This is a genomic window from Microvirga sp. CF3016, assembly GCF_036314085.1.
Taxonomy (GTDB): Bacteria; Pseudomonadota; Alphaproteobacteria; order Rhizobiales; family Beijerinckiaceae; genus Microvirga.
The window spans coordinates 71,105-92,318 of the sequence record NZ_JAYGGM010000002.1; the positions used below are offsets into that span (position 1 = coordinate 71,105).

At 51.4% G+C, this 21,214-nt stretch carries 16 protein-coding genes; 11 read left to right on the forward strand and 5 right to left on the reverse strand.

Going from position 1 to position 21,214, the window contains the following annotated elements; all coding sequences use genetic code 11:
- The first annotated feature begins 112 nt into the window (after nucleotides 1–112).
- The 11 genes from VB672_RS02695 (at nucleotide 113) to VB672_RS02745 (ending at nucleotide 11,570) form a co-directional block, all read left to right on the forward strand.
- Nucleotides 113–2,191, forward strand: a complete 2,079-nt coding sequence (locus VB672_RS02695; protein ID WP_329782628.1) for a glycosyltransferase — start codon at nucleotides 113–115, stop codon at nucleotides 2,189–2,191.
- Nucleotides 2,192–2,747: 556 nt separating this feature from the next.
- Nucleotides 2,748–3,785: a glycosyltransferase family 2 protein gene (locus tag VB672_RS02700; RefSeq protein ID WP_329782629.1), complete on the forward strand. Its 1,038-nt coding sequence runs from the start codon at nucleotides 2,748–2,750 to the stop codon at nucleotides 3,783–3,785.
- A gap of 207 nt (nucleotides 3,786–3,992) precedes the next feature.
- Nucleotides 3,993–4,355 (forward strand): hypothetical protein, encoded by a 363-nt coding sequence (locus tag VB672_RS02705; RefSeq protein WP_329782630.1) that lies wholly within the window; start codon nucleotides 3,993–3,995, stop codon nucleotides 4,353–4,355.
- A gap of 10 nt (nucleotides 4,356–4,365) precedes the next feature.
- A complete protein-coding gene (locus tag VB672_RS02710; RefSeq protein ID WP_329782631.1) occupies nucleotides 4,366–5,184 on the forward strand; it encodes a PIG-L deacetylase family protein in 819 nt (272 codons plus the stop codon).
- 93 nt (nucleotides 5,185–5,277) lie between these two features.
- Nucleotides 5,278–6,351: a hypothetical protein gene (locus VB672_RS02715; protein ID WP_329782632.1), complete on the forward strand. Its 1,074-nt coding sequence runs from the start codon at nucleotides 5,278–5,280 to the stop codon at nucleotides 6,349–6,351.
- Nucleotides 6,352–6,384: 33 nt separating this feature from the next.
- On the forward strand, nucleotides 6,385–6,672 hold the full coding sequence (locus tag VB672_RS02720) for a hypothetical protein (protein ID WP_329782633.1): 288 nt from the start codon (nucleotides 6,385–6,387) through the stop codon (nucleotides 6,670–6,672).
- Nucleotides 6,673–6,675: 3 nt separating this feature from the next.
- On the forward strand, nucleotides 6,676–7,416 hold the full coding sequence (locus VB672_RS02725) for an SDR family NAD(P)-dependent oxidoreductase (RefSeq protein WP_329782634.1): 741 nt from the start codon (nucleotides 6,676–6,678) through the stop codon (nucleotides 7,414–7,416).
- Nucleotides 7,413–8,063 carry an MBL fold metallo-hydrolase gene (locus VB672_RS02730; protein WP_329782635.1) on the forward strand — a complete coding sequence of 217 codons (651 nt, stop codon included), beginning with the start codon at nucleotides 7,413–7,415 and terminating at the stop codon, nucleotides 8,061–8,063. The genes VB672_RS02725 and VB672_RS02730 overlap by 4 nt, the downstream gene beginning before the upstream one ends.
- Before the next feature lie 12 nt (nucleotides 8,064–8,075).
- Nucleotides 8,076–9,149 (forward strand): 3-oxoacyl-ACP synthase III family protein, encoded by a 1,074-nt coding sequence (locus VB672_RS02735; RefSeq protein ID WP_329782636.1) that lies wholly within the window; start codon nucleotides 8,076–8,078, stop codon nucleotides 9,147–9,149.
- Nucleotides 9,150–9,204: 55 nt separating this feature from the next.
- On the forward strand, nucleotides 9,205–10,581 hold the full coding sequence (locus VB672_RS02740) for a long-chain fatty acid--CoA ligase (protein WP_329782637.1): 1,377 nt from the start codon (nucleotides 9,205–9,207) through the stop codon (nucleotides 10,579–10,581).
- Between the two features lie 152 nt (nucleotides 10,582–10,733).
- A complete protein-coding gene (locus VB672_RS02745; protein ID WP_329782638.1) occupies nucleotides 10,734–11,570 on the forward strand; it encodes a class I SAM-dependent methyltransferase in 837 nt (278 codons plus the stop codon).
- 176 nt (nucleotides 11,571–11,746) lie between these two features.
- Here VB672_RS02745 and VB672_RS02750 read toward each other — a convergent pair whose 3' ends face one another.
- From VB672_RS02750 to VB672_RS02770, 5 genes are all read right to left on the reverse strand, one after another.
- Nucleotides 11,747–13,666 carry a hypothetical protein gene (locus VB672_RS02750; protein WP_329782639.1) on the reverse strand — a complete coding sequence of 640 codons (1,920 nt, stop codon included), beginning with the start codon at nucleotides 13,664–13,666 and terminating at the stop codon, nucleotides 11,747–11,749.
- A gap of 645 nt (nucleotides 13,667–14,311) precedes the next feature.
- Nucleotides 14,312–14,947, reverse strand: coding sequence for a class I SAM-dependent methyltransferase (locus tag VB672_RS02755; protein WP_329782640.1), 636 nt, complete (start codon nucleotides 14,945–14,947; stop codon nucleotides 14,312–14,314).
- Nucleotides 14,948–15,436: 489 nt separating this feature from the next.
- On the reverse strand, nucleotides 15,437–17,548 hold the full coding sequence (locus VB672_RS02760) for a hypothetical protein (protein ID WP_329782641.1): 2,112 nt from the start codon (nucleotides 17,546–17,548) through the stop codon (nucleotides 15,437–15,439).
- A gap of 306 nt (nucleotides 17,549–17,854) precedes the next feature.
- The gene (locus VB672_RS02765; protein ID WP_329782642.1) at nucleotides 17,855–18,721 is read right to left on the reverse strand and encodes a glycosyltransferase family 2 protein; all 867 of its coding nucleotides are present in this window, start codon (nucleotides 18,719–18,721) and stop codon (nucleotides 17,855–17,857) included.
- A gap of 6 nt (nucleotides 18,722–18,727) precedes the next feature.
- Nucleotides 18,728–21,184, reverse strand: a complete 2,457-nt coding sequence (locus tag VB672_RS02770) for a glycosyltransferase (protein ID WP_329782643.1) — start codon at nucleotides 21,182–21,184, stop codon at nucleotides 18,728–18,730.
- Nucleotides 21,185–21,214: the final 30 nt, after the last annotated feature.

The window sequence follows — 21,214 nt, forward strand, 5'->3', positions numbered from 1 at the left end:
ACGGGAGGAGACATCTCCTCGGATACCCTCCTCATTCAGGCGACCCGGAAGCAGAGCTGGTGAACGGCCCTATCCTTGCGGCAGCCTTGCCACGACCAGTAGAGATCCCTGCATGAATCCCATTTTGACGGTCGGTGTCACCACTCATAACGAGCGGGAGAATATCAACCCCCTCCTCGATCGTCTCTCCCGGCTCGATGAGTCGCTGATCCATGTCATTCTCTTCGATGATGCCAGCACCGATGGGACCGCCACTCTGATCGCGCAGCATCCGATCTCGAAGAAGCGCAACTTTCAGGCCCAACTGGCCGAGACCAACTTCGGCTCGCCATCGGTTGGGCGGCAATTTATCGCCAGCAACGCCCAAAGCCCCTATGTCACTTTTGTCGATGGCGACGATCTCATCAACCCGAAGGCACTCATGACCCTGGCACGGCGCTTGGCGCCTGGCCTGGACATGATCGTCACGCCCTTCATGATCGGACCGTTGCGGATCTTTCCGAAATCCTTCGACAATGAGCGGCCGATCTCCAGCGACACGATCTCACGCATTCTCTCAGGGATCGGCGGCAAGATCTACAATCGCGAAGCCTTGGTCCTGCATACCCGTGATGACATCAAGGGTCGAAGCGAAGATGTGCGCCTCAACATGCGGATCCTCCTGGGAGGATTCGACCGGGTAAAGATCGAGGATACCGCGCCGTTCTACTTCATCGCCACGTCTCGCAAGTCGACGCTCGCCAAGAATATCCTTTTGCATGAGATCGCCGCGCGAATACAGAACTACCAAGTTCTCAAGGAACGCTACGGCATCAATGACACGTACGTTCAAACGCTGCACCGGAATCTCCTTAAGGTGGTTCGCGAGGATGCATCGCTGAGCGACCAGGATCGGCTCGATCGCTACACGGCTCTGCACGATACGATGCCGTTCCGGCTGAAGACGATCATTCACCTGGTGCAGGATCCCGGTCAGATCGGCGGCATTCCGGGGCGTGTGCGCAACACGGTGAAGGCGGCGGCCGGCCGGCCTATCCGCCACGTCTGCCTGGCCGTCCAAGGTGACCCGACCGGCTCTCTGCCCGGCACCCTGTCCGCCTCCGACGATCCGGAAGGGGTGCTCGCCTTCCTCGGCACCTGTCACGCCACCGACACGGTGGTGATCACTCCCAACAACATCATCCGCAAGTTCCCGGCCAACATCTACCGACAGCTTTCGCGTCTTCCCTTGCTTCACATGGCGTCGGGTCAGCTGTCGTTCATCCTGCAAGACACCCTGGCGCTCGCCGACCAGGACTACCTCGACAGCTACCGGGTCTCGCGCATCCTGTGCCTGTCCGACATGGACATGGCCTTCCACCGCCAGCTTGGGATCCACGACCTGACCAAGATCCGGCTGCCGGTGGAGACCCGCTCCCACAACGGCTACGATCCAGAGAAGAACCGCTTCGCGACTTACGTCGGGCGCATCGACTTCCACACCAAGGGCGCCGAGCGCCTGGTGCCGATCGCCAGGCTGATGCAGGCGCGCGGCCTGGAGCGGCTGCGCCTCTTCACCACCGACGGCCCCAACTCTCCCGACCTGCCGGCTTTTCTCGCCCTGCTCGAGGAAGCCGGGGTGCGCGACTGGGTCGAGATCCTCTACAACGTCACCGACAAGACCCGCCTCTACGGCGAGGCCTCGGTCGTGCTGCTGCCGTCGAAGAAGGAGTCGTTCGGCAACGTGATCCTGGAGGCGTTCTCGTTCGGCGTGCCGGTGATCGCCACGAGCTATGCCCCGGGTCCGGCGGAGGTGATCCGCCCGGGGGTGGACGGGTTTTTGCTCGACGCGTATTCGGCCGAGGCCGTGGTGGACCTGCTGGAGGGGCTGACGGCGGACCGGCTGGTCGCATTGTCGCAGGCGGCCTTTGCCCGCCACCGGGACTACTCGATGGAGCAGTACCTGGCCGCCCTCGAGGCCATCGCGGCCGAGACCGCCCGCACCTTCCCAGGCCAGAACACTCTCAGCCCCTTCCCGAAGATGAGGGCAGTCGAGTTCCTGGCGACGCAGCCGGTCTCCACCTTCCTCATGAGGCGCTATCGGGTCCGGGAAAGGATGTTTGCCTGGCGTGTTTACCTGGTCGAGAGGGTGCTGCCTTGGAAGGTGCTAAAGATCATAAGGTGGGCAAAGGCGAAAATAATCCGGAAATAGAGCCAGGCTCGGGATTGCCCAGACTTCCACTCTGCCTTCATACTCGTCGCAATTAAAAAAGCTTCTCTCTAATGTGCGCTCAGAGATTAGAATTCCCATATTCAGATCGAGAACTGCTCGGCAATAGGTACGACAACCTCGTCGAGTTCAGCTTCGCCTCCTCTTTTGCGTCCTGCTTCAGTCGGAGACGATCAAGTCCCCGGAGGCTTGGATCCTCTCAGCGAGCCCCATTACCAGTCAGACTGATTTCTCCGCGAGGGCCTGTGGCGAATCCTCGTACGCCGTACAGCAAAGTTTAGTATCTGTATGGTCTGGCAACCGAAAGCCGCCTTATCGAGGCGGCTAGTTTCCAACACAATACCGACTTTACGAGCGATCCATTTATCGAAGCGGCAGAGAACACAGTCGTTTTTTATGTAACTTGAATGGCATGTATGACTTCTTAGAAGATGGTGTCCTGCCATTTGCCCATAAGTTCGTGGTTGAAAGCGATTACCTGCACGTGTATCCAGCCTCATGAAATAAAATTGTATATTCGTGAACCCCGTCCAGACCGATGAAAACTGCTGCGATCATCCCGTGCTATAAAGTTCGTGCTCAGGTTCTCACTGTTGTGAGTGAATTGATCGGCCGGGTCGACAAGATTTTCGTGATCGATGACAAGTGCCCGCAAGGAAGTGGACAGATCGTCCAGGAGCATTTTCCAGATAGCTCAACCGTCAAAGTTGTATTTCACGATCAAAACCAGGGCGTTGGTGGCGCTGTCGCAACAGGTTATAAGGCCGCGCTAGCGGAAAACTTCGACATCTGCATCAAATTGGACGGCGACGGTCAGATGGATCCTGGCTACATCGATGTTCTAATTGCGCCTATCCTGCATAAAGAGGCCGACTACACAAAGGGAAACCGCTTCTACGAGATCGAATACTTACAAACCATGCCGCCAATGCGAATCTTCGGCAATGCGGTCCTATCGCTGGTGAACAAATGTTCTACTGGGTACTGGAATATAATGGATCCGACGAATGGTTATACAGCGATACACTCAACTGCCTTGCGAATGATAAACTTCGACAAAGTCGCAAAACGATATTTCTTTGAGTCGGACATGCTATTTCGCCTGAGCAGCATAAGAGCGGTAGTTCGAGACACCCCTATGCCTTCGGTATATGGGAATGAGACGAGCAACCTGAAGATATCTCGCGTTCTAGTTGATTTCCCGAGTCGATACCTAGTCAACTTTTTTAAACGCTTCTTCTATAATTATATCCTTCGGGATATTAGCCCGGCCACCTTAGAGTCGATGTTAGGATCGGTTTTAACTATTACAGGCACTGCATATGGTGCCTACAACTGGATCAACGCTGGCTTCTCCGGAAGCCCTACGCCCACTGGAACAGTTATGTTGGTCGCTCTTATGGTGATCCTGGGCGCTCAACTCCTGCTTGCTGCGCTGGCATATGACATCAACAATGTGCCTAAAGACCCTCTGCAGTCGATGCCAGCATTGCAAATCACTCCCAAACCACTGCGAGGCCAAGCCTTTGCTAAAGCTGAGACATTTTCCGATTCCAGCGATCCCTACGTGGGATAGCTTCACGATCACGACGATCAGCACAATACCAAGCACTCCGCGTTCGTCTCAGGCAAACCGAAGCCCGACCGTTTCACTCAGTTTTTGCACTGCACCAATATAGCGTTGTCTATAGAGCGCGATATCGAGTTCGGGCTCGGTCAATCAAATCCCAGGTCACCACTCAACCTAGGTTAATTGCTCAAATTTCCATGCATGAGGCTCACCTTGAAACTAGATCTGGGCAATATATTGCTCCTTTTAGGCTATGTCTTGTTCATGGCTCTGGGGCAGATTGCATTCAAATACGTCGCAAAGGAACTCGCGAGTTCTGCCTCCCTTATTGACACGGCAATGAGACTCCCATTCAGCATAAGCTTTTGGGCGACTGGGGCACTTTATGGGCTCTCGATGATTTATTGGATTTGGTTGTTATCGAGAGTGCCACTGACAATCGCCTACCCTTTTGCTTCGTTGTCGATCATCGTCTTGCCTATGTTGAGTTGGGCAATTTATTCAGAGCCGCTGAGCCTCAAGTATTTTCTTGGAGTATCTTTGATGATGTTTGGCATCGCGCTGGTCATAACGTAAAGTTGATCCGATGCAAAATTTCAGCGAAGACGATTTTGATTTGTTTCTGCTCCCACACCAGGATGACGAGTTTGGAGCTTTCTTCCTCATTGATACTTCGTTATCCTTGGGAAGAACACCTATCATCATATTTCTAACGAATGGGGCATACGGTCGAGCCACGACGGACCAGCGCAACGGCGAAAGCTCAAAAGTCCTTACGCAGCTTGGTGTCGCATCCGAACGAATCTGGTATTTAGGCACCTCAAAGGCGATTGAAGACCAAGGTCTGGCAGAGAACTTAAAGACAGTTTTCGATGCGATCCTCGCCGCCCTAAACCAGAATGGCGATCTGCTTGCCATAAACTCAATTTATGCGCCAAGCTGGGAGGGAGGACATCCGGATCATGATGCCGCCGCACTTCTGGCCGTCGCAATCGGTCGAGCATTGGGCCGGGAGAGTCACGTTTACCAATTTCCACTTTATAACAGCAACAACAAAGTATTCTTTCCCTACACAGCTCTCAATCCCATTGCCGAAGCGGGATCAGTCAAAGAATTCAGAATTCCAGCAACGCGGCGCCTCAAATATCTGAAGCTATGCACGGAGTACAAGAGCCAAAGAAAGACATTCATCGGATTACTTCCATTCGTTTTTATTCATTATATTACACGAGGAACACAACAAATTCAGGCTTTGACGGCTGCAACTACCTCAGATCGGCCTCATCGAGGTCCATTGCTTTATGAGCGTCGAGGCTGGCAAACCCAGTCAGAGTTTGAGAAAAAGGTTGCGGCATTTCGACGAGAACACGGTCTTTCGTTAACTAGTCGCCTCCGCACTCCTTAGCATTTCGCCGACCACCTTTTGAGATCGGCTCGGCTTGCGCCCCGAGCCTTGATCAGGCAAAAGAGCCGCGGATCAAAGCCATGCGGGATGTAGATGCTGGACGTTCGTGTCGAGCCAATTGAGATAGAGACGATATCGAATCACATTGCTCTAGCTCAAACGACCTATAGCGACCCTACTACGACTGACCCCGACCATTTTTGGTGGAAGCATGGGCAGGGTCACGACGGTCCATCGATCTCTGTCAACCTCTATAACGAGGGCAAGATTGTCGGCCGGTCCGTCATCATGCCAAGAGTTTTTCGCCCAGAACCAGCAACAACTTGTCGTGCAGGGCTGGTTGCCGATCTCCTTCTCGAACCGGGCCATCGATCCGCACTCAACTTTATGTCGCTTGTCCGCGGGCAATCCAAGGCTCCGCAGATCGATCTTCTCGTTCATACGTCCAATGAAACGAGTGACCCCCTTTACCGCAAGTTTTTACGTTACCCGGTAGCATTCAATCTCAAAGCCTACGGTATCCCAATACGGTTCCACAAACTTGCCAGCAAGGTTGCAGGGCGAGAACTCCCTGAGGCCCTTGAAGCACTTGCAGCTCCTTGGCGCATTACGCTGCGTGGCGCCGCGGCCATTGGGCAGAAGTTGAATAGAATTAGTTTTGATACTGGCCTGCCTTCCGACAGTGAATTGGAAAGTATTCTTGACGGTTTTCGCGCTGTTGCCGGGCCTCACTTTGAGCGCTCGCAGGCATTCCTTAGGTGGCGCTTTCAAGAAGGACCAATTTTCAACGGAAACATCGTTACTGTCCGCGTGCGCGATCAGGCAATAGGATATTTTGTTTGGAGAAAGCTTACTTTATCTGGGTTAAACTTTATTATACTTATGGACGTTGCCTTTTCTAATCATATTAACTCAAGCTTGCGAGGAGTTCTCTGGCTTTACTTATCCCGGATCGGCATCCATGAAGGAGCCGATGTGGTGTTCACAATGGTAAATCCAGCTAATCCAATGCTCGCACGCTTGGTAGCCCGACCTCTCATTCCTATTTCAGACAATCACCTCCCGCACCCCACACCGATCTTCCTGTTACCACGGAACCGAGATCTAGCGTGGCTGAAAGGGTATGGGTCGACATACATGACGCTCGCTGATATCGACTACTTTTAAACTCAACTTTGACCACTGCTGGAGACAAAACGTATGCGTTCCCTTGAACTTATTTATAAGGCGATTGACGAGATCAATGCCCAGAATCCCGACGCACCGCCTGTCTCGAAAAGCCCTGATACCCTGCTCCTTGACGCCAAGGGCGGCGTCGACTCCCTTACCTTGGTCAACCTCGTCGTCGCTATCGAGCAGGTCGTTTTCGACGAAACCGGCAAGTCGATCGCTCTGGCAGACGAGTCGATATTCACTTCGGCCGAGAACCCATTTCAGAGCGTCGGAAGCCTAGCTTCGTATCTGGATAATCTCACTGCAGCCGCCTAAAATATGTCTGAGACCCTCAATTCCCACGAAATCCCTAGAAATCCTAGGATTGTGTTGGTTACCGGCTCAAGCCGCGGAGTCGGCCGAGGTCTCGTAGAAGCTCTATTGGCTGAAGGCGATTATGTTTACGGCTGTTCGCGTAGTGGTCAGCAGTTGATTGAGCACAAGCGATATCGCCATGTATTACTTGACGTTGCGAACGAAGCGGCCGTGCGGAAAATGCTCAATGAGATCGTGACGACACACGGCCGTCTCGACGTTGTCGTCAATAACGCGGGCGTGAGTTCATCACGCCTCGGCCTGCTCACCCCGGCGTCCGACTTTATGCATGTCCTAGAGGCTAACTTGGTAGGTGCATTTATTGTAATGCGCGAGTCAATCAGGCTGATGAAGCGCACGAAGTTCGGGCGAATAATCAACTTTTCCTCTATTAATGTACCGCTGGCCAGTGTAGGTGGCGCATCTTATAACGCCAGCAAAGCGGCACTGGAGAATCTCTGCATCACGCTTTCGCGTGAATGCGCCAGCGATGACATCACAATAAACTGTCTTGGGCTGTCGCTCGTCGGCGAGTCCGGTATGGTCGATGCTCTACCTCAGGAAGCTCTTGCTGCCAAACAACAGCAGCTTATTAAACCCGCTCTGCTGAGCGTCCGGGATGTCCTTCACGCAGTGAACTTCTTTGCTTCGCCAAACGCCCGCAACATTACGGGCCAAACTATCTATTTTGGGGGCGTATCGTGAACGTGATTTCGAACATCCACAGAATCACGACCGGAGCTTGGCGGCAGAATGGCTATATCGTAGAGAGCATCAGCCGCCATGCCCTCGTAATTGATCCTGGAGCGGAAGCCGAGCGCTTTCTTGATGTCATTGGCACTCGGAAGCTAGTACCACTGGCCATCCTCAATACACATGCCCATTATGATCATATTGGTGCTGTGTGTAGACTGATGGAGCATTTTGCCGACCTCCCATTCTATCTTCATGGAGCTGATAGAAGCTTGCTTCGTCAGGCGAACCTTTACCGCAGCCTTTTTGGCGAAGGACAATCGATATCGCTTCCGTCCAGCTTCACTGACCTTGCGGATATCATAGAAACCGGTTTGGTAGTGAAAGAATTCCAGGTCGAATGCATTGCGACGCCTGGCCACACGAAAGGCAGCGTCTGCTTTAGGCTGGGCGATCATCTATTCACTGGCGACACCCTCCTCCCGAATGGAGCTGGTCGCACGGATCTGCCAGGAGGGTCGGTTGCACAGATCCAGGAGAGCATTCAACTCCTAGCGAATCTGCCAGATCACCTCACAATGTATCCAGGGCATGGTGCTGTTGGTCCGTTGCGCGAAGCTCAAGCTCGCGCAGCTTCAACAATCGCGCTCACAAACTAGTTGTTCGCAAGCATGAACAGGTTGAAAGATCCTCTCGAGCCCCCCCTGGCTACCAAAGTATGCATTGAGGCCATTGCCTATGCTCTGCCTGAGCGGGTTATCACAAATGAGGACCTCGCACGCGAGAACCCAACTTGGGACATGGTCCGGCTCCTTGATAGGACAGGGGTTGAAGAGCGGCGTATCGCTGCGGCGGACGAAACAGCTTTGGACCTAGGCTACCGTGCATGCCTTGCGCTCGAACAGCGAGGCAAACTGGTCCGAGGGGAAATTGACTCCATAATTTTTTGCACGGAAACGCCCGACCACCCAATACCGCCGAACTCGTGCATTTTACACGAGAGGCTAGGCCTCTCACCACACGTCATGGCCTTCGACATCACCCTTGCATGTTCAGGCTTCGTATACAGCCTAGGTATTGCGCGTGGTCTCATACAGAGTGGAACATCGCGACGGGTTCTCATTGTTACCGCGGATACCTACTCGCGCCTCATTCACCCAGCGGATCGCTCCAGTCGCTGCCTTTTTGGAGATGGCGGGGCCGCGACAATCGTATCTGGATTAACCGATGATCAGCTGAAGATAGCTGACAACCGACTCAATGTGGTTGACGTTTCCTTCGGCACGTCAGGAGCCCAGTACGAGCGCTTTATCGTTCGAGCCGGCGGCACCCGTTTGCCGCGCTCCGCCGACACCGCAAAAGAGGTTTCTGATCGGAGCGGAAATACCCGCACAGCCGAGCATATTGAAATGGATGGGCTCGGCGTATTGTCCTTCTTCAACACCACGATCCCAAAGGCTGTCCGCGAACTGCTCGATCGAAACAATCTTCGCATCGAGGACGTCGGATCGTTCGTATTTCACCAAGCAAGCAAGGTGGCCGTTGACGGCATTTCTCGCTCGCTAGGTCTCAACCCAGAGCAACTCGTATTCGATATGAGGACTCTTGGAAACACGGTATCTGCGTCAGTCCCAATCGCTCTTCAAAGAGCGCAAGAGGCTGGAAAAATCCGCAAAGATCGGCCGATTGTTCTGTGTGGATTTGGCGTCGGCCTTTCGTGGGCTTCGGCCCTGATCAATCCATAACTTTAACGAACTCTTGTCCCTGCGACTTCTCTACGAGTGAAATACGGCAACGACGATGGCAACTGACTTCGGCGATATCAGCTTTCTGATAAACAAGTTTCGCGAGCGTGGTGGAGAGCGAGCTTTCGCATGGCATGGGCAGTACCTCACCTACATTGAGCTTGCTGACCAAGTCCAGCGAGACGTCGAGTGGCTTGCCAATGAGCTCGGTGTCGACGCAGGTTCACGCGTCGTTCTGCTCGGCGACTTCTCGTTCCGATCGATCCCGCTTCTACTTGCGCTCATTGCTCGCCGCGCGATCACGATCCCTCTCACGGAAACAACCTACACAAACGTAGGGGATCTGTTGACCGAAATTGAACCTCACCTTGTTCTCGATGTACGAGATGCACCTGCAATTTCCTCCGATCCTGTCGTTAAGACAGGAAACCCTCAGGCCGAAAGCCATAGGCTGTTTGAGATTTTGTCGGAGCGAGCGGTGCCAGGGCTCGTGCTCTTCACTTCCGGCTCGAGCGGAAAGCCAAAAGGTGTCGTTCATGATTTCTCCCGACTTCTCACAAAGTTCCATAACCCACGCCCTGGGCTTATAACGCTGAATTTTCTTCTCTTCGATCATTGGGGCGGCCTGAATACTCTGCTTGGCTGCCTCGCGAGCGGCACCCTAGTCGTATTTCCGGAGACTAGAACCCCGCAAGAGATTTGCCAGCTTGTTGAGCAGCATCGGATCGAGTTACTCCCAGCGACACCGACATTTCTAAATATGCTCCTGATAAGCCGCGCCTACGAGGAGTATGACCTATCGAGCCTGAAGCTGATCACCTATGGCGCCGAGCCGATGCCGGAGACTACACTTGCCAGCTTGAAGTCGATCTTCCCAGATCTCGAACTCCGCCAAACCTACGGCATGATCGAACTTGGCGTCATGCGCGCCAAATCAAGGTCGAGTGACTCGCTCTGGGTAAAGCTAGGTGGTGAAGGATACCAAACACGTGTGGTTGACGGTATTTTGCAGATCAAGGCAGAGTCTGCAATGCTGGGTTATTTGAATGCGCCCAGTCCTTTCACAGATGATGGATATCTGATCACAGGTGACTCAGTTGAGCAGGATGGCGAATATTTCCGCATTCTCGGTCGAAAATCTGATTTGATAAACGTCGGAGGACAGAAGGTTTATCCCTCCGAAGTTGAGACTGTCATTCTTGAGATACCTGAAGTTGTCGATGCGGTAGTTTATGGTGAAACTCATGTCCTCACGGGAAAGATCGTCTGTGCGGATATCATCGTTTCCGGTGAATTTGACGCAGCCGCCATGCGACAAAAAGTGAAGCGCCATTGTCACTCCAAACTTCAGCCGTTCATGGTGCCTGTCCGTATCGCTTTCCCGAAGGAGGGATTCTATACAAGTCGCCTGAAGAAGAGGCGAGATCGCTAGGATGTACTGCCATTCGCCGGGCTTCGAAACTGGCCACCGCTCAAACTGCGATATAAGTACCGAGCTGGCACAATCTAAATTCTTGGTCCACTCCAAGAGTTGCCACTGCTAACCTTAGGTCTGTCATGAAATGTAACATATGCTCGTCCCAGATGAGCAGCAAGATCACATCTTGGACCTTCTACTGCGCTCGCTGCGATCACTGGCAATCGAATCTCGAGCCTCGCATTGAGAGTACTAAGATTCATGACAGCGAAACTGTCGAGGAGAAAGAGGACGATATCGACTTTCTTCGTCCAGTTCGTGAGAAAAACTACCGAAAGATCATTGCGAGGATAAGAAATTTCAGCCCAGATCTTCGGAGTATCCTAGATATAGGATGTGCAACTGGTCAATTTCTCAAACAAGCCCAGGCCGCGGGCCTCGCCGTGACCGGCGTTGAGCCCAACCCTAGGCTGGCTCGGACTGCCCAGAGACAGGGACTCCCGGTTGTTCAAGGTTACTTTCCCGATGCGATTGAGCCAGGAAAGAAATTCGATATCATCATCTTCAATGATGTGCTTGAGCACATCCCAGATGCAGCAGGTGTCCTCGAAAGCTGCCTGAATTACCTTACAGAGAATGGAGTTATCGTAGTGAATTGCCCCTTTTCGGAGGGCATATTTTTTAAGATTGGGAAACTCCATTTTTCTCCGAAGCTGTGGGACCGCCTGTGGCAGAGACACTTCTTTACCCCACATGTGCACTATTTTTCCGAGAAGAGCATTACTTACCTTGCCGAAGCACTTGGCTGCAACGCAAGCAAGCCGCAGCCGCTCACTACCCTAACGAAGGAAGGCACTTGGGAGCGGATCAATCTAGACCCGTCACTAGGTCGCGCCAAAAAGCTCGCAATCTGGTCCGTGGTAACCGTCGGCCTTCCACTAATAGCACAACTACCCGCAGATACCCGGTTTACAATTCTTTCGAAGCGAACCGCCATCAGTTAATGCTGAGTGTCACATGTCGACTGGGGTCCGGTTCACACAAGATGGTGAATGCTAGACCCCAGATCCTGTTCGAGAAGCCTTCAGGCTACGATGATGGAAATTTAATTAGACAGATAACTTGTTTGCCTCGCTGGAGAGTGCCGCCGTTGCCTGTACATCCGTTTACGAGAACCTGACTATTGACTGCAAATACTTTGGCGCGACACTTCATAAAGGTCTACCCCGTCAAAATTTCCGACAAATCTGAGGTATGAAACCTTCTTAAATTCGACTTTATCCTTGTAGAATCCTTCTCGGACGAACGCATATTCATCTAGTTCAGGTTTTAATCTGTCTGGAGGCCTAGTGCGATTGATGACGACGAGATCGATTTTGGCCCTGCAAATTGCCATCAAGGATTCTGTGGAAGTAGGATCGTGTAAGATATTAGCCGCGACTGCTAGGCGTCCGGGCTCGGGCCCCTCAGTCCAAGGACGATGAGCGTAGATGTAGTTGGATGTCACTGCATTAATTGGTGCACTCGTGAAAGTGTCTGAAAGAACTATTTTGTAATTATATGTTTTTAGCCGTTCGTATAGAGCAGGGTATAGTCGAAGCTGTGAGATCGAGTCCGATTGCAGATAGGAAACTCTACCATGGAAACCCCACCAATAATAAAGGTGGAACCCCACAGCGGTAAGCAGCGCTACCCCGAAACACCCCTGCATAGCCACCCGTGCGAAATCCCCCCTTACAGCAGAGTTCCACGCGCTTGAGATGAAATAGATCAGCGAGAGCGCCAGCGGTATATAAATAGGAAAAACGAACATCGTCCGCCAAAACAAGTTCGCGCCGACCAAGGGGACAAGTAAGTACGCTACAACGGGATTCACGGCGCTCGTCGATACGGCGGTCAACAAAGCTGTTGTTATAAAGATCTTCAACGCCACATACTTTGTTGGCACGAAGAAAGTAGCCGCGACCGCTCCTATGAGCGCCGGCCATCCTATCCAATGACTGAGCATCCCCATATACAATTCGAGGAAGCGATCGTAGGTAGTCGCCCTTTCGATCGGAACCGGATAGCCAGTGAAGGCCACGCGCACAACGATCAGCGCAATCGCCACTGAGCAGAAGCTCCATGTGGCAATGAAGATGACTTGCTTTCGGTTATTCGATCTTCGCCAGAACGCAATGGAGAATGGAACCAACATTAAAATGGCGAGCATAAGCTCCAGCACATGGGTCACTGCGATCACGCTCGACAACAGCAGCATGCTAGTCAGTGCTATCGTATTGTCCGCCCCCGTCTGCACGATGAGCGACCACCCAATGCGAAGCAGCAGGAACATCAGAATGAACGCTGGGATCCGATAGTCGGCGCTACCCCGGAAAACTCCGTCCTCCGTCGGAAATAGAACCGCAAAAAAGAATACTAGAACGCCGATTTGCCATGGCTTTGAGAGAACATCTGGAGCAGCTTTGGCAATGAAGGAGAGGAACGCCAAAATAAGCCAGATTGGAAATAGGTAACGCGCCCCGATCCAGACATCCAACGCTTGCGCTTGTGAAAGCCTACCAACTGTTGCCAAGAATGCATGATGCGGCGAGAATTTGAGAGCATACACCTCGTGTGGCATAGCAACGCCACTCACCATTGTTGAATTTTCAAGCAGTAAACGATTGATATAACTGATATGCGTCCAGGAATCGCTTACTACGAATGGCAAGCTCCCGAGCATAATCTGGGGAACAACTGATGTGCACAAGGCAACGAAGAGACATATTATATAGTTTTTTTTATCTTCTGCCGAGGTTTTACTTATGTCTTTTCTGATAAGTATTACAACTAATCCAGCGATGCCAAAAATCACTGTCGCAACAAGCGAGAACAATCCCACATCAAGACTTTTTCCGAAGCTCGCAATATGACTTATGACGAATATTCCATAAGTAATTGCAAATCCGATAGGAAATAGCCCGAGGAGCTCGGATAGATCGAAGTCGATAGGGCGTGCAGATGCGAGTCTCTTTATCCCGAGGAAAATACCCACACCCGCAGCCGAGGCGATAGATAGCCACGCGACGGCGACAAAGATACCAGAGTGATCTATCATGACGCTTCATACTTACTTTCGGATGCTGATAGCCTTCTGTTGCTGTTGAATCAAGAGAACGAGGCCGAACTGCTCCTTACATGCAAGCTCCTCGATGACAAACGACATTTTGTCGAAACGAGATCGGGTCCTGAATGAGCGCGTCCCTTCTGCTTACATCTTCGCTATAGCTCCCAGTTTGTGGGTCCTGTTAGGCAGAAGGTTCTCTGCTGCACTCGGTTGTGAGAACGGACAAAGCGAAGCCTGCGATCGTTGCCGACCGACCGATCATAGCGCGTTGTAAGAGGCGCTCGACGAGGTTGCGCGGGCGGCCGTGAGATTAGGCGTATATGGCACGATGGGATTGGCCGAGTAGGAATGACACATTGATGCGGCACTCCTTGACACAGCGGTACAAGATGCCCCCGTCGGAAGCCTTGTCACCGATCAGGCGCTCGGGCTTGGCGGCCACGCTGACTCGCGGCAGAGCCATGCTGCAGGCTTTATCTCTGCCGACCTAGTAAAAGACGTGCTGTTACGCCACTGACCATACTTCCCAATATCTTAGCAACTGCACTCAGCCACGCTCAATCTGTCATATTGTCTTTGATTTAGATAATGCCAGCTTCGCCGGAACGCCTCCATAGAATTACAATGAATAGGCAATCAGGCGACTATCTCGCTCCCTTGCGTGATCCTGTTGAGTTCGCCCGCATACCGGCATACAGTTGAGAACATGCCACGGAACAAATCATCATCCCAAGCATCAATCAACCTCTGAACGTCTGGGGTACGAGTCTCACCGACAAACAATACACCCAACCCGTGCGAGTGAGTGAATGCTAAGTTCGGATACCGGCCACGCACCTCATCCCAAAGCCGGTAAACACCAAAATCGTCCTTAAACTCGGCAGTGTCATGCAATATTACGATGCCGGCGTCTGATAATTTCGGAAGCCAGTTCTCGAAATCATGCTTAACTGCTTCGTATGTGTGCAATCCGTCGATATGGAGCAAGTCAATCGTTCCATCGTCGATTTTCGGTTGGGCCTCATCGAACGTCATCCGAAGCAAGTGCGTATCTGAATTCAGCTCGGAAGTCTTAGCAAGGACCTCTTGGTAAAAGCCGTCACCTACATAGCTTCCTGAATGTTCATCGCCAGCCCAAGTATCGATTCCCCACGCTCGCAACGCAAGTTTAGCGTTGTTTGCTGCCGTTAGGGCCGCGAGCAAACTGCAACCCCGATATACTCCTAGCTCTGCATAGGTGCGTGGGCGGGCCAGATTGACGATAATGTTCATAAACGGAACATGACCACTCCAGGGCCCAGGGACAGCGTTGGACGTTCCCTCAAAGGCCAACTCTGCCAATCGAGAGGAAAAAGCAGCATCGCTAGATAGGTGAACAGACAACTTTTGTCTCCAATTTGAACCAGCCCGTAGTCATAATAATACACAGCACCAGAAGCCTAAATTCACTGCAGGCAACCTCTTGAGAATCTCGTACACTCCTCATTGCCCGCGCCCCCCATTGCACACTAGTCGCACGAATTTACATCAAAGGATTGTTGTAGCTAACGAGTTGCTCTCTGATGCACTCGGACGGCGCCGATTCAGCAATAGTCGCAGCATCGAAAGGTCAGCGCTCGATACAGAGACAAGATTGCGTGCAGCGTTCCGTTTCCCAGCCCTACTGTATCCAGAAATTCGCATACCATTGAATAAACTAATCAGGAAGTGACGTGCAGTCAGCGTCCGCATAGCCATGTTCCAACGAGCCCGATGACCTACTCATCTCAACCGGCCGACATCGTAAATGACAAGATTACCTATGCGTCCCACCTCCCTAGCTTTAAGGCTCAAATACTCACCTGCTGCTCTTTGGTATGGCGTAGCGTTGCTGACCCTGTGAACGACATAGTCTATTTGCATCTCGCGGAAGAGTGCTTCAACCTTCTGAGGTGTTTTAGCTTTGGGTATTCTCGCAGCGAACTGGGTATTGTACCAAGTTGAAGCGAGGGCAGTCCCAGAGAAGAGCGCGCCAAAAGGATCTGCTGTGTAAAGAACGCGTGCATTAGGCCCAGCCAGCTCATTAAGCATCCTATTTGCGATTTTCTCGGGCACTTGGTCCACCTCAAGCTCGCGCTTGGCTTCCACGTTGAAAATCGCTCGGAAGTTCGCATCCCACAGAATCCATCCAGCGGTAGGCATCAGATACAAATTGAGGATCGCAACCCCTCCTACGCTCAAGATCGCAATAATCTTACCGGCAGGAAGTTGCGAAGCTTGGTCGATCGCCCTTGCTATAAGGAAATATGCAACGGGAAGAGCTGGATAAAAGTACCGAAGATATTGGGTCTGTGAAGCTATGATCAGTATGAACCCCAAACTTATGACAAGGACAAGCAGATCTTCGGTTGTTCTACGTACGGCCGCACATAGTATTCCCACCGGCAAAAACACCAAGACACCTAGTCCAAGCGCTCCTTCATATGCCTCTAAGTAACTCCTGGAATAGAATGTAGCATCCCAGAGCAGCCGCCAGCCAAATCTGCCAACATACCTAGGGTCTTTGAAATTCTCGGGAGGCCACAAAGGGGAAGCAAAAATTCCATTAAAGAATGGAAATACCGGGTTTCCAGTACTTATCCAAGCATAGATGTATGGGAATAGGGCTATCGACGCTGTTACAAGAACGAGGAAGAACAACTGGATCCAAGAGCGGGTAGTCTGCGGCAGCCTGGCGAAGCAAATGAGCATGCAGAGGCCAATCACACCCGCAGCAACAACGCCGTGCAATTTCGCCATCACGCCCGCACAAAGCAGGACTAAGACTACAGCACAATGTTGCACCGCTAAGCGATGCGCAAACGTGATCAGAATCGAAGCAGGAGCCAGTAGCCAGAGTGCAAGTGTATTTTCTACAAAAAGAGCAGCTGTTTCGATAAAGGTCAGCGGTATAGTGACAAAAAGAATGACTGTCCAAGTTGCTATGCCTCGGCTCACCGCCCGCATTAGCATCTCGAACATGATAACTGAGATCAGCACAAGTACAGAAAAGTTATATAACCGAAGTGCTTCCTCGCCCCCCAAGCCAAATAACATCGCATAGAGGAAGTCAATCGATAACGGCACATGAGCGAAGACCGATGCATTGACGTCAAACGACCAGCGGCCGTGCGCAGCCATATAGGAGGGTATGTAAAGGTGCATCGAGAGAGCGTCGTAGTACCGCTCCGGAAGCACACTATAGAGAAGATGTACTCCCAAGACTACTGTAAGCGCTCCTAGTCCTAATTTGAGCGGGATGCTCCCCCGGCGATCGCTCACGGCAGGGCAAGATAGAGATTGAGAAACACGCCTCAGACTCTCGGCACAAACCCTACGAACACCAGGGACGAGGATCAGTCCGAAAGGTAATATGACAAAGGCGGAGTATAAAGCCTTTGTATTTATTGGAAAGCAGGCAGTAAACGAGAGCAGAATGCCATATGCGGCAAGCCCCGTCGAAATAAAGACTGCTGCGGAAGGAATATCTTCACTCGCCGACGATTTCCAAGCCATCGCTCCCAAGACGAACGCGCCAGACAAAACAAGTACAACCGTCGCGAACACACCGATTCCAGCCAAAATGGCTACAGCAGTCGTTGCGCCAAGAGCGAGAAGAATTGGAAAGCTTGCCGAGGCAATGTGGGAGAATGCGTAAATGCCAAATATCAGACAGGACACAACAAGATAGTAGATGACTATCTGGTCAGCCACTGGTGAAATCCAACGTGACGTGAGAAGCGCACTATTGGGCAACTTCCACAAGGATGCACAAATCATTGCGACGAGAAAGGCTGGCGCTCCAAATACCAGTAGGTTTTTTTTACTGTACATCTTGAACTTCGTGGCCACCATGTTGCGACTGTCTAATGCATCTCACTACGGCTAAAACACAGTAAAATCTACCTTGCGATGCCATATTGCAAACAAATAACGATACAACTAGGGCCACCTCCCCATTATTCATCGCCTGGCGACGAGCATTCCGAGATACGGGGCGCCTCGAGACACGAATGAGAGACCGATGTTGGCTACGCTGACGACCACTCCAATCGATCTCAAACTTGGCGGTAGGATCGAAGGGTCGGTGCAAGTTGTAGCTCAGACGGCTTATGATTACTCGGTAGTTTCCTTATCCTCACTCGTGATCGTCTTGAGCATTCACGGAATGTGTTGTTGGATTAGCTGCTCAACTGTCAGAGATGGATCAGGCTCAACAATCCCGAGAGACCGTTGAACCTCAGGGCTTACAATGGTTGTACGGCGGCGTCGATCAAGAAACTCGTCTGCGATCTCCCACTCTTTTTTACGCTCGTCGGTGACGCTAGACGCAACTAGGATTGTGTTGCTGCCGTCATCCTTTTTACTGTATTCTCCTACAAAGCGACTACGCGTGCGAAAGCTTGCTGGGTACTTGCTACAAATCCTGATAAGAAAATCATAATCTTCATGCTTATTCAATTCAGGCTCAAAATATAGGTCTTTCTCCTCGATTTTCGATTTGTCCAGGATAAAGCTATGGATAGGGCAGAAATTACGTCTTAGTTGATCAATTACGCCTGCTCCATGAAACACCTCTTTCTTCGACAGTGTCATGAAAATATTGTCATCAACAGTCAGGTATGCCGATCTAATATTCCCAAATGCAACTGCGCATCCCGTCGCTTCAAGCTCGGCGATAAGGGAAGTATATCCCTGTGGATATATAATATCGTCATAATCAAGAAACGCTAAGTAACGTCCTTTCGACTCTGCAATGCCCTTATTTATCAGTAGAGATCGTGCGTCGAGCGGAAAATCATCCGTCATGTTATGTACTCGCACTGCCATTGCGGGTGACAGTTCGAGGAGCGGTTGAAGCTCAGCTTTAACCCTGTCTAACTCTTTCTCTGTAAATCGTTGACATACAACATGAGCCGTCAACGGGAAGTAATTTTGACACGCGATCGAGAATACACAGCGGTCAAGTTCAACCATCCGCCGGGCATCGTGAAATCTGATTACAACATCAAGCATTTCGAAAGACATGGATCTTTACCACCGGGTTTCTGCAAAGTTGAACAAGTGGTTGAAGTTTGCGACTTTACTGTCAGCCCCTTGAGGCTCAACATTCGACAAGTCTGGAGCCGTCATCTCAAGACGCTTCATCTCAGCCAACAGTCCCAGTTTGAATGCTTCACCGCCCCATTTATGAGCAAGTATCAGCCCGGATGACAGGAACCTCTCTCGAGAATTCCTGTCCGGCTCACGGTCGTTGATAGGATGGTAGAACATAGCATTCACGCACGTCTTCACACTGAACCCAGCAGCGCGCGCCCTCCATGAGATGTCTACGTCCTCGCAGTACATAAAAAAACTATCGTCAAACCCACCAATAGCATTCCAAATCCGCTTCGGCAGCAGCATGCATGCTCCGGAGGCCCATGGAGTGTCGAAGCTATAATGATCGTAAATCTTTGGATGCTCTTCTGGCACCTGCAGAGCCTCGACTATCGCAGACCCTGCCGCCGCTTCGGACATCCGGAGCATCGCCGCCAAGGCATTCGGATGCAAGGCGCCATCCGGGTTAACCGCAACATATGCGTCTGCTCCGCTTTCGAACGCCTCTTTCATCAGGAGATTGTGCGCGCTGCCAAAGCCAATGTTTCCTCGAGACGGCATCTTTCGCACATCGAGCGCAGTATTGATATTCTCTAATTCGGTTACATGCCCATTATCAATCATGTAAACTGAGCTTCGGTCACTTACATGAGCGCGTCGAAGAGCTATCGCACAACTACGCAATGCCCGTGCCAGTTGGTCCTTCGAGTTGTTGTAAGTGACGATGCCAAGTGCAACTTGCCTGGCAGAAATCGAGTCCAGATTTTTCCCGAGTGCAGCACGGCGGCGCTCACTATTTGCCTGCTTCAGCTTGGAGTTCGTCTCACGCCCTTGGATCGAGCCAATTCGCACATAGTGAGCGAATGGAAGCAAACCACTTCTAGAAACGTCGGGGTAGGTAGACACGTAATAGTCAGCATCGAACTCGCTTGATGGAGCGATGCCTGCTTTTGCACCTTCCTGAATGTAATGAACAAGCGGATTAATCCCGCGCCGTTTTACATCTGGATGTTGCTCCAGATACCACTTGCTAGAGAAAAACGGATTTGGATCCTTGTTCGTGAAGCCACCTTCGACAAGATAGTGCACAAATGGGTTGTTATCATCCGTGGCTGCATAAGGGTTTGAGTCAACATACCAACTTGTGCTGAAAAGCGGATGAGGATCCAGACCGATCTTCCACCCACTAACCAGGTAGTGACGAACTGGATCGGCATTCAGATCCTTTAAGCCCTTCTTTTGCGAGCGATACCACGTCCTATCAAATAGCCCTGATTTAACGATAACTTGAACCTTCCGACGGAAAGATAGATGCTGATGAAGGCGGCTCTTCAGCTGTAGCGTGACAGTCCACCATCCGATTTGGACCAACTTACGAACAACTCTGGCTGCAGTTGGAAAACGAGACACAGTGATGCGTATAGGGGACGTAATCCGCCACGAAAGGCTCGCTCGGTGCATTTTCAACTCGTGTCGAAAATGATCGCGCTTAGCTCGCACTTTCTTAAGATCACCCCTTGCTCTTGCCAGTGCCTCGCTGGTGTTTGCAAGCATCTCTTCTCTATTAGATAGTATCTCAGATGTTTGAGAAAGAGACCGCTCTAAATTTTTCTTTTCGTTTTCCAATCCAAGAGATCTTTGCTGCAAAGATACAATCAATTTATCTTTGTCTTCGCATGATTGCTTCAGTGCTTGTATACTCTGCTGTATAAGCACCAGATTGTTGACGTGAGTCGATGGCTGTTGTCGATCTTCCACGAGAGGTTGAGGAATTCGTATGGCGTTCCGTCCCTTAAGAATCATTCGCTTGAAGAGGTCCTGATCTTCCGGTCCCAATCTTTGAGTGTAACCTCCAACGGAATTGTAATCAGTTCGCCGGTACATTGATGTCTCGTGAATAAACCGGTTCTTATCTAAGTTAGCGAGCGCGGTTTGTGTCGGCTCCGAAACCTGCCAGTGATACATCGGTTGCATGTCGCTCCCGCTTCTTCCGGCAAGCTTCGCCCCAACCTGCTCCGCCAAAGTCGGCGCGTTTGGACCAATGAGCATGATGTCCGAGTATGCAACCGCAGCATTTGGATTAGAGCTCAACGCTTCGCGCATCTGCTCGATGTAATCAGCACGCAATCGATTCTCGGCTCGCAGTATAGCGACATAATCACCTGTGGTGAGTGAAACCGCTTTACGGAAACTCTCAACTATACCGAGGGCATGCTCGTTGACCACTACTCTAGCGAATTCGTGATATTTCGAAAGAAGGTCACGCGAGCCATCATCGGATGCATCATCAATGATCAAAATCTCATCAGGGGGAACGGTCTGACTGAAGATCGACTCCATTGCGTCAACAAGTAGGTGTCCGCTGTTGGAACTCACCACGATGAGCGACACACTGCTGTCAGAGACGCGTTGGTACTTTCC